A 12,320-nucleotide genomic window follows, 5' to 3' on the forward strand; every position below is an offset into this window, starting at 1 on the left:
TCATTGCTTCGTGCCTCGCAATGACGCGTGGGGTTATTGGGCGAGTCTTCTAAGAAGATTATCGTCTTCAATGAAAACTTTATCAATGAATTTTTTAAGCTTTTTATTTTCTTCCGCCTTTTTCTTTTTATCGATGTCTTGGGCGTTTAATTTTTGCTTCTTCATATTACAAACATTAAACAGCTACTGCGCCCTTAATATGCGGCCAAGCCTCATAATTCTCCAGCGTAAAATCCTCAAACTTGAAATCAAAAATATCTTTCACGTCCGGATTGATCTTCATGGTTGGTAGCGGATGTGGCTCGCGGCTTAGTTGCAGTTTGGCTTGCTCCAGGTGGTTATTGTAAATGTGGGCATCGCCAAAGGTGTGTACAAAATCACCGGCCTCTAAGCCGCAAACCTGGGCCACCATCATGGTGAGCAGGGCGTATGACGCGATGTTGAAAGGCACGCCCAAAAATATATCGGCACTGCGTTGGTACAGTTGGCATGACAGTTTACCATCGGCAACATAAAACTGGAATAGCATGTGGCATGGAGGCAGGGCCATCTGGTTAACATCGGCCACGTTCCAGGCCGATACGATGATACGGCGCGAATCCGGATTTTTTTTGATCTGGTCAATCACCTGTTGTATCTGGTCAATGTGGCCGCCATCGGGTGTAGGCCATGATCGCCACTGGTAACCATACACCGGGCCAAGGTTTCCGTTCTCGTCGGCCCACTCGTCCCAAATGCGTACGCCGTTTTCTTTCAGGTAGGCAATATTGGTATCGCCCTGCAAAAACCAGATCAGCTCGTGGATGATAGATTTGAGGTGTAACTTTTTTGTCGTCACCAACGGGAAGCCGTCCTGCAAATTAAAACGCATCTGGTAACCAAATACGCTGATGGTGCCTGTGCCGGTACGGTCATGCTTTTGGGTGCCGGTTTCCATAACGTGGCGCATAAGGTCGAGATACTGTTTCATGTTAATGTGCGAATTAGTGAATGATGGAATTATTGAATGTTAAATCAATTCCATCTGCAAATAAAAATAATCTAATTTTGGTTTCCTACGGATGTGCATAAATACATGCCGTGTTAATCATTCTACATGATCGTATTTCCAAACGCAAAAATCAATATCGGCCTTAACATTACCGAACGCCGTGCCGACGGTTACCACAACCTCGAAACCATTTTTTATCCTGTCAAAATTAACGACGCCCTGGAGGTGATCGAGAGCGATGAATTGAGCTTCTCGTCGTCGGGTTTGGACATCCCCGGAACCATGGATGACAACCTTTGCGTGAAGGGTTACCACATGCTAAAAAAAGACTTCGATCTGCCACCCGTAAAAATTCATTTGCACAAAAATATTCCGATAGGCGCGGGGCTTGGCGGAGGGTCTGCTGATGCCGCTTTTTTCATCAAACTGATGAATGAAAAATTTGCCCTCGGCCTCACCATTAATAAGCAACTAAACTACGCCCGCCGCCTGGGTGCCGACTGCGCCTTTTTTATCGAAAGCAAACCGGTGTTCGCCTTTGAAATTGGCGATGAGTTTGAGGACGTAAAATTAGACCTCTCAGGCTACGCAATTGTTTTGGTGATGCCTCCGGTCCATGTCTCAACCGCCGAGGCCTACAGGGGTGTAAAACCCGAGCCTACCAAAGAGTCGTTATACGACCTCATCAGCACGCCGATCGAGGGCTGGAAAAAATCCATCAAAAATGATTTTGAAAAAAATATATTTCCAAACCACCCGGAGATAAGAGGAGTGAAGGCCGCGCTTTACGCCGCCGGTGCCATCTACGCCAGCATGAGCGGAAGCGGGGCATCGGTGTTCGGCATCTTTAACACCACGCCGGATCTGAGCCACCTGGAAGATGAGAACCAGGTTTTTTACAACATTTAAAATTTAAGACACATAGAAACAAAAAACGGAAGCTCGTTGTCGGGCTTCCGTTTTTTGTTAGTGGCTTATGTAGTCTCTGTCCTCATCACTTAGTGTATCGGGCTTGTCGTTGTCTACATCGTCTTCATGGTAGCCGCCGCCAATTGCCCGGGCACGTTTTGGCCGGCCAACCAGCACGCCTAAAATAAATGCCGCCAGGCCAAAAGTTCCCAGGGCTGCCAGTTTTGACATTCGCGATGACCAGAACAAAATATCAAAAGTTACCTTGTCGGTATTCTGCATTAATATGATGGTGAGTAGTACAGTGATCACAACAATGATCATGGTGGTGATGCGCATGGTGTTTTTGTTTTTATGTTGTACCAATATGCAATTTTTATCGCGCTAATAAAAATTGAATTATTGTGCCCGGTGTCAAAATTAAGGGGGAGGGGTCACTTTTATTTTTATAAAACGGCTCATCAATACCTGTCGGGAAATGGCCTCAAATTTCAGATGCTTTTTTTGGCACGATTGTGGGATTGGTATCCACGGTCATCATCACTTGCAGACCTCAAAAAATCCGGGCTACCTAACACCATTTTGAGTTTTTTGATGATCGTCAAATACATGCTGTAATTTCCGCTATTTTTCAATTTTGCCATTTCAGTACACTAAGTCTTCTCAATTTCGATCAGAAATTCATTAGCGAATTTTTTAGTTAAATAATTGCATTTAAATATTTGATTATTAGTTAATTATTTGATTCAAAATATCAGTATAACCTTATTTACTAAATTTGTTAGTATTTTGGAAGGGGAGTTTGATAATCTTTTGTGAATTTTTAATTTATATAAATCTTATATTATATTGATTATCAATGCAAAATATGATTTATATAAATAAGATGTGAAAAATTTTAATTTGGTTTAGCAAGCCCAATTTGCGACGGATATTGTACAATTTAATGAATTCAATAAAACGCGAGTTCAGTACACAAATTGTTTGTCAAAATTTGCCCCAGAATCAACGCAATTTTTATAAACTGTATACAAGGTCATGAAAATTGAAAGTGGCTCAGAAGGGCTTAAAATGCTTTTGATAGCATGCGATATTCATCCCCTACCCTGATGTTTGGAGCGAATATGGAAACTTAAGTATGAGAAAACTAAAGATTATTTCCGTCTCTGCAGGCGCTTCTGGGCTACCGGAAACAGGAAGATGGTAGACAGAATAACGGTAGCACCCACCCAAAATCCTGTCGTCATTTTATTCATGTCGCCAAAAAAAAGGAAGGCCATCAGGATGCCATATACCGGCTCCAGGTTGGTGATGAGGGCCACACGGAAGGCCGAAAGTTCGCGCATTACAGACACGCCGGCTACATACGCGAGCGAGGTACAGACGGTGCCGAGCAGCAGCAAATAGCCAATGTCGCTGCGTTGTAAAAGCATCTTTTCGTCAAACCCATTGGTGGCAAAAAGGTAGATGGTGCTCCATAAAAAGGCACCCGAAATTTCGTAAAAGGCGATCACGGGGGCTTCGTAATCCTGCACTAATTTGGCGTTAATAATGGAGAAAAGGCTGGCTAAAATAGCACTTACCAGGCCGGCTATGATACCCTTAGTGTATTGAGTTTCGAATTTAAAAATCACAACGATGCCGATAATGATCAAAACTCCCGCAACAATTTCCAGTTTTGAGATGCGGGTTTTGTTGATGAGCGGCTCCAAAATGGCAGTAAAAAGCGTCATGGACGAGAGGCAAACCAGGGCAACCGGCACGGTAGAAAGCTTGATAGAAGCGAAAAAAAGTATCCAATGCGCGCCTACCAAAGCGCCGCAAAGCAGCAATTTTACCAGTGTTTTTGGCCCAACTTTGTAAGCCGTGCGGTTAAATTTGAAGTACAAAAACAGCGATAATGCCGCAATTAACACGCGATACCACACCAATTGTACTGCCGAAACGGTAATTAAGTTGCCTAAAATGCCCGTAAAACCCCATATAAACACCGTAAAATGGAGTATCAAAAGATTTTTATTGATAGAAGCGATTCTCGTGGAGCCTGAATTCATGCTTATTTCGGTGCTTTATACAGCAAATATAAGCCTAATAAGCCAAATAAACCGTTAGGGATAATGGTGGCAATTAGCGGCGGAAGGTCGCTTTTGATGGCAAAAACCAGCGAAAATTTATCCACCACGATGTAGGCAAAGCACAGAAAAAGGCCGATACCAAGGGGTAAACCAATGCCCCCGCGCACCTTCCTGGAGGCGATAGAAACGCCAATTAAAGTAAGTACATATGACGCGAAAGGGTATATAAAACGACGGTATTTTTCAAACAACATGTCCTTTAAATCGCCTGCTCCGCGTATCCTTTCCATGTCAATTCGCTTGTTTAATTCGGTCATTGACATGGCCGAATAGGTGTTGCTGAAGGTCTCAAAATCGGCCGGTTTAATGGCCAAAACGGTGTCCTTATCAGGCTTGCCGGCAACGAAACTTTCCCGCAATCCGTTCACATAGCGGGTAGAATAATTGCGCAAAGTCCACTTGTTTTTTAACGAATCATAGGTCACATTATTGGCTACAGTTTTCTCGCGTAGCAGGTCTCCGTCAAACTTTTCCAGCACAAATTGATAGCCCACATTTGTGTTCTTATCGTACGATTGCATGTACACAAAAGTGTGGTTATCCAGCTGCAAATGCACCTCGTTTTTGGCGTTGTTTTCGCCGTTAAAACCGTTGGCATTTTCAAAGGTAACCTTCAAATTATTGGTGTACGGAATGAGGTAAAGCTTGGCTAAAAGTGATACAATAAAGACGATAGAAGCCGCGATAAAATAGGGGCGAAGGAACCTCATGAAGCTTGCGCGACTGCTCAAAATCGGTACAATTTCGGTCTGGTTTGCCATCTTCGCGGTGAAGAAAATTACCGCCAAAAAGGTGATCAAAGGCGATAACATATCCATAAAAAAGGGTATGAAACCGGCGTAATATTTAAAGGCTATATCATAAACTGTAGCGTTATGCGACAGGAAATTATCCATGTGTTCAGATATGTCAAAAACCACAGATATCACGATAATGATTACCAATGTAAACACAAAAGTGCCCAGGTATTTGCCTATAATATACCTGTCAATTATGCCTATGTACCTGTTCAAAAATCGCTTCATTATAAACGTTGGGCAAGGCGGTTAACCATTACTTTTTTCCAGTCGTAAAACTCGCCTGCGATGATCTTTTTACGGGCTTCTTTAACCAGCCACAGGTAAAAATGCAGGTTGTGCAAGGTGGCAATTTGCGCGCCCAGCATCTCGCCGCTATGTATCAAATGGCGTAAATAAGCCTTGGTATATTGTTTATCGGCAAATAAATCGCTGTCATCTTCAATGGCCGAAAAGTCGTTTTTCCACTTCTCGTTTTTGATGTTGATGATGCCGTTTTTAGTAAATAACATACCGTTGCGGGCATTGCGGGTAGGCATTACACAGTCAAACATATCAATACCTAAAGCTATATTCTCCAATATATTAACCGGTGTGCCTACACCCATTAAATAACGTGGTTTTTGCTCCGGTAATATATTGCACACAATTTCTGTCATGGCGTACATTTCTTCGGCCGGTTCACCTACCGAAAGGCCCCCTATAGCGTTGCCTTCACGCTCGAAAGAAGCGATAACTTCGGCCGATTTTACACGCAGATCTTTGTATACAGAACCCTGCACAATAGGGAAAAGTGTTTGGCTGTAGCCGTATTTTGGCTGGGTACTGTCAAACCTGTCGCAGCAGCGTTTAAGCCAGCGGTGGGTCATTTCGATAGAACGTGCCGCATAGCGATAATCGCATGGATAAGGGGTACATTCATCAAAAGCCATAATGATATCGGCCCCTATTGTGCGCTGAATATCCATCACATTTTCGGGCGTGAACAGGTGTTTTGACCCGTCGATATGCGAGCGGAAGGTTACGCCCTCTTCCTTAATTTTACGTACTTCGCTTAAACTGTATACCTGGTAGCCGCCACTATCGGTTAAAATAGGGCCTTCCCAGCCGTTAAATTTGTGCAATCCGCCGGCGCTTTCTATCACATCAAGCCCCGGGCGAAGGTATAAATGGTAAGTATTTCCCAGGATGATCTGGGCCTCAATATCGTTTTTTAACTCGTGTTGGTGTACCGCCTTTACAGTTCCTGCTGTACCAACAGGCATAAAAATAGGCGTCTCAATCGTTCCGTGATCGGTCACTAACTCACCCGCGCGGGCCTTTGATAACGGATCTTGTGCTTCTAATTTAAATTTCATTTTTGTGGATACAAAGGTAGTGAATACCTATTGAAGATTAGATATTAAAGTCTTGATAGCATAGCGAATAGACGGGTTAATTATTGCCTGTTTTATACCTTATATATATAGGTGTATTAAAACGATTAGTGCAATCGATAAATTAATCAAAAAACTAAGCGATAATCGGCCATTATCTAGCCCTAAATTCCCACAAATTTTTCCCAACTTTGCGGCTTATTTTATATCAGTTTGGAAACGTACATACGTATAGTTGTATTTGTTATTTTTCTGCTGACTTTTATTGTACAGCTGTACTATTTAATCAGTAATCATAATTCGCTGGCATCTTACAAGCCCGAAGAGGAGCTTCCGGATGCCCAAATTCCTGTTTCGGTAATTATAAGTGCACGTAACGAGAGCAAAAATCTGCAGGAATATTTGCCCGCTATACTGGAGCAGGATTACCCCAATTTTGAGGTAGTGGTGATCAATGATTGCTCATCTGATGATTCTGATGATGTATTAGATAACTTTAAAAAGCACTATCCGCATCTTAAAGTGGTTACCATAACCGAGCATGCGCGCTTTAAAACGGGCAAAAAATTCGCCTTAACATTAGGTATAAAAGCTGCCGCAAATGAACATTTATTGTTTACCGATGCGGATTGTATGCCGGCCGGTAAGCATTGGATAACCCGTATGGCTGCCAGGTTTACAGGCAATACACAGATAGTTTTAGGCTATTCGCCTTATTATAAAACAGGTGGTTTTTTAAACTCGTTGATCCGTTTCGAGACGCTTAAAACGGGGATTAATTATTTATCAGCTGCGCTGAACAATGATCCTTACATGGGCATTGGTCGTAACCTGGCCTATACCAAAACTTTGTTTTTTGCTAATAAAGGTTTCGCGGCGCACATGCACGTTTTATCGGGCGATGATGATCTGTTTGTTAACCAAAATGCTACAGCAGATAATACCACGATTGAGATCCACCCCGATACCTTTATATATACTGCAGCAAAAGATAGTTTCGGCGCGCTATATCGCCAAAAGAAAAGGCACATGGGTGTGGGTAAATTGTACCGCAATAGCCACCGCCGTATGTTGAGTTTTGATGCCTTAAGCGGGTTCTTTTTCTACATATTATTTATATGCTGTTTGGCTTATTACTTTGAGCCATTATTGGCATTAGGTTTGTTCGTTTTTAGGTGGATAATACAGGTAGTTATATACCGCAAAATTTTTAATAAGCTTGGGGCAGGTTCGCAGTTGTGGTATTTGCCGTTTTTAGATTTTGTTTATTACATTTATATCAACGTTTTTGGCACTATAGGCACCTTTGTAAAAACCACCCAATGGAAATAAACTCGAATTTTACCGAAAATGCGAAGAATGATTTTCACCTGGTTGTAAAAGCCCGGGAAGGGAACCAGAAGGCTTATGCCGATTTGATGCATCGATATAAAGACTCCATATATTTTATGGTGCTTAAAATGGTGAACAACAAGGAGGACGCTATGGACCTCACCGTTGAGACCTTCGCCAAAGCCTTCGAAAAACTAGAAAAATACCAGCCCGAGTACGCTTTTAGTACCTGGCTTTTCAGGGTCGCTACCAATAACTGTATCGATTTTATCCGCAAGAAAAAATTGAATACCACCTCAATACATGGTATGATAGATGACGAGGGCGAAGAAAAACAGCTGCAAATAAAAGCTGATACCTTAAACCCGGAAGAGTCGTCCATCAAAAAACAACAAACCGAAGAACTTAAAGTACTGATACAAAGTTTGCCGCCACGCTACCGTAATTTGATAACGCTGCGCTACTTTGACGAACTATCGTACGAAGAAATAGCGCAACAGCTCGACCTGCCTTTAGGTACCGTTAAAGCGCAATTATTTAGGGCCAGGTACCTGCTTGGTAACATTTTAAACCGTTTCAAGAGGGATGACATCTGATATCATTTTTACGCATTTCCCCAATCTTACCGATACCCAAAAGCAGCAGTTTGAACAATTGCCTGCCTTGTATGAATTTTGGAATAACCAGATCAACGTCATATCCCGCAAGGACATCGACCAACTGTTTGAACGCCATGTACTGCACAGCTTAGGTATAGCTAAAGTGATGACTTTTGCCCCCGGCAGCAGCGTGTTGGATGTGGGTACAGGCGGTGGTTTCCCAGGCATTCCACTAGCTATTTTGTTTCCGGATGTCCAGTTTTATTTGGTTGATTCTATCGGCAAAAAGATAAAAGTAGTGACGGAAGTGGCCAAGGCTTTAGGCCTTAAAAACGTACGTGCCGAGCATTTACGCGCCGAGCAGGTGAACGAGAAATTCGACTTCGTGGTATCGCGCGCGGTAACCCGCCTGGGTGAGTTTTATCCCTGGATAAGAAACAAATTCAGCAATAAAGATAAGAATGCGCTAAGCAACGGCGTACTATACCTTAAAGGCGGCGACCTTGCCGAAGAGATTGCAGAATCGGGCCTTAAAGTGGCTCAATACTATTTGAAAGACTATTTTACCGAAGAGTTTTTCGAAACCAAGCAGGTTATTTACGTTAAAGCCCAGTAAAAACTTTGTCATCCTGAGCGTAGCGAAGGATCTTGTATAAGCGATAAGATTCTTCGCTATGCTCAGAATGACAATTATGACTTACTTCCCGGTGGCGGTGGTAAAACCGAACCTCCTTTTTTCTTTTTAAACAGGTTAAGCGGGTTTGGTGGGCCCGGAGGCCCGCCTGCAGGAGGCGTACCCGGGGCTATTCCCGGTGCCGGAGCTTCCACTTTGGTATCCAGTTTATTATCTGTTTTAGCTTTTTTCTTCTTTTTAAAGATACCGTCAAAAAGTTCGACAGGTGATGGCGGCGGTTTAGGTGCGCCCGCGCCAGCCGGCGGACCTTGCGGCGGGGTAGGTACCTGCGCCATAACCGGTGATGCGATGGTGATAGCGCTAAAACTTAACACGCCTGCCAACAGCAATTTAGCCGTGGCTTTTTTAATGTTTTTCTTTTTGTGCGACATAGGTGATGCGTTTTTGAGACAAACAATTTGTTATATAATAAACGCAAAACGGGGCCAATTGTTGTTACTTGGCCAAAGTATATTCGCCCCAAAAATCGGTTACGCTGTTGAGGTACTGGTAGTCGTCGAAAGCGCGCGATCCGGGATTTGCCCTTATTGTCGGTGGGGGATACTTGTTTACTTCGCGCCATTCTTCGTTGGTAGGGGCGCCTTTAAGTTTGATATTATAGCTAAATGTAGCGCCCGCTGCGGTTGACAGGTTGAGGTGTTTCAGCGGTATAACCAACTCATAGGTAAACGTCATGTTTTTATCGAAGGATGATCCTATTTTAAGACCATCGGTATTATAGATAGATATAACGGTATCAGTAATGGCCGGGATGCCTAACACGCGGATCTCTTTAAATACTTCGGCAAGCTTTAAGTTAGACATTGCTACCAGCGAATCAAGCAAGGGTTTGTTAACCACGCTGTCTTTTTTAAGATTGTAATACTCGCGTGCCCGGTTAGCCATACCCGAGCCGTTGTTAGTGGCATTCAGGCTGATATATGGGTATCTCACCTCGGCATTGTTGGTTGCTTTTGCGCGTTGCTTTTTGTCGAGTATTGGGCTTACGGTAAAGGTAATACCGCCCTGGCTTATTTTGTTTATGGTTAAATAATCGGTCGTGTTAACGGTGAGGTAAAGGTTTTTGTCATCGTTATAAATGGTATAAAACAGCTTGTCCTTTTTGTTATAGGCTTGAAATTTATTACCCCATTCGGTTGCTTTACCATCAATTTTAAGGTTTGCGGGTGGGCGCAAGCTGGCTGTTTGTAGGGCGGGTAATTTTTGTGCTGTCGCGATAGTTGCGGTCCATAAGATTGATAAAATAGTGAAAGCGATAAGCGCAGGGTTTTTCATTTCGAGAAAAATTGTTTACTCAAATGTACAATTTTGACGATAAGGTTTCAATTAGTTTGGGAGCGATATAAAACAAAAATGCCGGCGCTTGGCCGGCATTTTTGTTTTATTTGCCGGGGGCGTACCCCCGTATCACAACCATACTTAAAACTAAAGCACTACTGCTCTCAAAGTTTAGTCCTTTAGGATTATAAGTTAAATCAACGGGTGCTTCTTTTTGTGCAGGATATCGATCTGCGCCGTCATCATCAAGCATAAAATGTACAGGCATGGTGTATAGTTGACCGGCTTTTAAACCAGTATTATTAGTAAGGCCTTTTATTACACGTAATACTTCCGTGCCAAGTGAATTTGACGGCGACCTTAAAATACGCGCATATGATATATTACCGTCTTCGCCAAAAGCAAGGGTGGCGAATACCTTTCCGGTAATGTTGCCTTCTTTATCGCCCTTTGGATATTTTATATTGTTGGCCACTTCTTTATAGAGTAAGCCTAATGAGTCTAATTTGTAGGTTGCAAGCACCGGGGGCGGAAATCGTACCTGGTCAACTTTAGGTTTTGGTGGGATCACTCTAACATTTTTTCCTGTAACTATCACCACGCCATTTTTAGCTTTGGCGCCCCATTTTTTTATGGCTTCGGCGTCATCGGCTTTAATGTAGGTTATCTCGCCATCGGTGGTTACGCCGCCGTTGGGTCTATTGTCCACTTTGCCGTTAATAACCAATAGTTTACCATAGCTGCTGCCTTGTTTTAAAGGTGCCGGAAATTTAACCTGGTCAACCTTAGGTTTAGGCGGTGCCGGAAATCTTACCGGTTCAACCTTAGGCCTGGGTGGAGCAGGTGGCGGTGGCGGGGCCGTAATAACCACGCTTACATCATAAGGCGTTCTATCAGTATTATTTGCAACTGCTTTACTACCATAAGGTGCGTAATAACTAACCAAAATATGGTGTAATCCGGGTTTGTCATTAATGGTGCCGCTAAAGCGGTTCAGAGTGTTAAGTGTTGTAGCTTCAAGGGCCTTATCTGCCGACCGGATAACTTTTACATCGCTTATTTTATGATTGTTTTTTACCATAAAACTTATGCCTATCGATCCGTTTTTATCCTTCACAGCCACATTGAAATCAGTTTTATACAGGAAATGATCAGCAAGTGCCTCATAACCGTTTTTTGTGATAGTTGGCGGCGGCGGGGTAGGGAGCGGTTTTTTCTGCGGGGATGGATCTTCTGTAAACGCTATCCGGGCAGGTTGTTTTATTTCAGCTGTTTTTGCAGGTGCAAGGTCAATCCACCCATAATCTTTACTAAACCCAAGGGTTGATGCGCATAACAGTGCCCCACACAGCGGCACAGGTAGCAGGTACTTCAGCCTTGCCAAATTACCCGAACGTTTTTGATTTAACATGATGATACGTTTTTTAAGTAGATTATAATTGAAGAAGGAATGCGTAAGCGAAGAGCCGCCCGCACCATAAGCATTATTTACTAAAAACGATGAATAGGTAAGGGCATCGCTTTCCTGCGCGGCGGTTTGCTCGTCGGCAATATATTCGTGGATGGTTTTCAGGCTGTTTTGCAGCAGGTAGATGCAGGGGTTAAACCAGCTGATGATCTTGAGCAATTCCAGGAACAAAATATCAGCCGAATGCCTTTGATTGATATGCACCAATTCATGCCTGATAATGGTGTTGGCGCCGCGGGCATTGGTACCTATAAACAGGTAATTGAAGAACGAGAACGCCACATCCGATTCGGGCAAATAAACTACCTGATGTCCATCCTGTGCCACACGCTGTTTATTGCTAATCAATTTATATAAGGTATATAGCTTCACCATTAACACTAATAATAGTATAGCAGCACCGGCTACATAGGCATACCATAGGTAGTCGGTCCAGGCAAGGCTTTGTTCAATAGCAACAGGCGTGCTTACCACATTGCTTGTGTACCCAGCAGGTTGTTCAGCGGGTAAAACGTAGCTAACGGTAGTTGCCGGAGCTATGTTTACAGGCTTCAATCGCCCTAACTGCAAAACCGGTAGCACAAATGCCACAATGCAACTAAGCAGCAGGTAAACGCGGCTTAGCTGGTAATAGGTTTCTTTGGTAAACAGCAGGCAGTAGGCCAGGTAAAATACACACAGGTACGCGTTGGCTTCTGCTAAGTAATACAACCAGTTCATTATTTCTTCTCAGGTTTAGTT

Annotated in this window: 13 protein-coding genes; 4 read left to right on the forward strand and 9 right to left on the reverse strand. The window is 43.2% G+C overall.

The features are described from left to right. Positions 1-33: 33 nt before the first annotated feature. Positions 34-165, reverse strand: coding sequence for a hypothetical protein (locus AC59JT_RS04360; RefSeq protein ID WP_497396389.1), 132 nt, complete (start codon positions 163-165; stop codon positions 34-36). A 10-nt stretch (positions 166-175) separates the two neighbouring features. After that, the gene (locus AC59JT_RS04365; RefSeq protein WP_497396390.1) at positions 176-970 is read right to left on the reverse strand and encodes a thymidylate synthase; all 795 of its coding nucleotides are present in this window, start codon (positions 968-970) and stop codon (positions 176-178) included. Positions 971-1,096: 126 nt separating this feature from the next. Here AC59JT_RS04365 and ispE point away from each other — a divergent pair, with 126 nt between their 5' ends. Continuing rightward, a complete protein-coding gene (ispE, locus tag AC59JT_RS04370) occupies positions 1,097-1,900 on the forward strand; it encodes a 4-(cytidine 5'-diphospho)-2-C-methyl-D-erythritol kinase (RefSeq protein WP_497396391.1) in 804 nt (267 codons plus the stop codon). 57 nt (positions 1,901-1,957) lie between these two features. On the opposite strand, the gene AC59JT_RS04375 is transcribed toward ispE, so the two are convergent. The 4 genes from AC59JT_RS04375 to tgt all read right to left on the reverse strand — a co-directional run bounded on the left by AC59JT_RS04375 (position 1,958) and on the right by tgt (position 6,190). Then, entirely contained in the window at positions 1,958-2,239 is a 282-nt protein-coding gene (locus tag AC59JT_RS04375) for a LapA family protein (protein WP_497396392.1), read from the reverse strand. Positions 2,240-3,054: 815 nt separating this feature from the next. Next, positions 3,055-3,909 carry a DMT family transporter gene (locus tag AC59JT_RS04380; protein ID WP_497396393.1) on the reverse strand — a complete coding sequence of 285 codons (855 nt, stop codon included), beginning with the start codon at positions 3,907-3,909 and terminating at the stop codon, positions 3,055-3,057. 47 nt (positions 3,910-3,956) lie between these two features. Next, positions 3,957-5,060 carry an LptF/LptG family permease gene (locus AC59JT_RS04385; RefSeq protein ID WP_497396394.1) on the reverse strand — a complete coding sequence of 368 codons (1,104 nt, stop codon included), beginning with the start codon at positions 5,058-5,060 and terminating at the stop codon, positions 3,957-3,959. Beyond that, positions 5,060-6,190, reverse strand: coding sequence for a tRNA guanosine(34) transglycosylase Tgt (gene tgt, locus AC59JT_RS04390; protein WP_497396395.1), 1,131 nt, complete (start codon positions 6,188-6,190; stop codon positions 5,060-5,062). The genes AC59JT_RS04385 and tgt overlap by 1 nt, the downstream gene beginning before the upstream one ends. 231 nt (positions 6,191-6,421) lie before the next feature. Between tgt and AC59JT_RS04395 the strand changes: the two genes are divergently transcribed. The 3 genes from AC59JT_RS04395 to rsmG are packed head-to-tail and all read left to right on the forward strand — an operon-like array spanning position 6,422 to position 8,755. Continuing rightward, entirely contained in the window at positions 6,422-7,540 is a 1,119-nt protein-coding gene (locus AC59JT_RS04395; protein ID WP_497396396.1) for a glycosyltransferase, read from the forward strand. Further along, positions 7,531-8,136, forward strand: a complete 606-nt coding sequence (locus tag AC59JT_RS04400) for an RNA polymerase sigma factor (protein WP_497396397.1) — start codon at positions 7,531-7,533, stop codon at positions 8,134-8,136. Before AC59JT_RS04395 ends, AC59JT_RS04400 begins: the two co-directional genes overlap by 10 nt. Further along, positions 8,126-8,755, forward strand: coding sequence for a 16S rRNA (guanine(527)-N(7))-methyltransferase RsmG (gene rsmG / locus AC59JT_RS04405; RefSeq protein WP_497396398.1), 630 nt, complete (start codon positions 8,126-8,128; stop codon positions 8,753-8,755). The genes AC59JT_RS04400 and rsmG overlap by 11 nt, the downstream gene beginning before the upstream one ends. 74 nt (positions 8,756-8,829) lie before the next feature. Here rsmG and AC59JT_RS04410 read toward each other — a convergent pair whose 3' ends face one another. From AC59JT_RS04410 to AC59JT_RS04420, 3 genes are all read right to left on the reverse strand, one after another. Next, entirely contained in the window at positions 8,830-9,204 is a 375-nt protein-coding gene (locus AC59JT_RS04410) for a hypothetical protein (RefSeq protein ID WP_497396399.1), read from the reverse strand. Between the two features lie 64 nt (positions 9,205-9,268). Then, a complete protein-coding gene (locus AC59JT_RS04415) occupies positions 9,269-10,108 on the reverse strand; it encodes a hypothetical protein (RefSeq protein WP_497396400.1) in 840 nt (279 codons plus the stop codon). A gap of 106 nt (positions 10,109-10,214) precedes the next feature. After that, complete coding sequence (locus AC59JT_RS04420; RefSeq protein WP_497396401.1) at positions 10,215-12,299, reverse strand: M56 family metallopeptidase; 2,085 nt, start codon at positions 12,297-12,299, stop codon at positions 10,215-10,217. Positions 12,300-12,320 lie beyond the last annotated feature (21 nt).

The sequence above is a fragment of the Mucilaginibacter sp. A3364 genome (assembly GCF_059690715.1).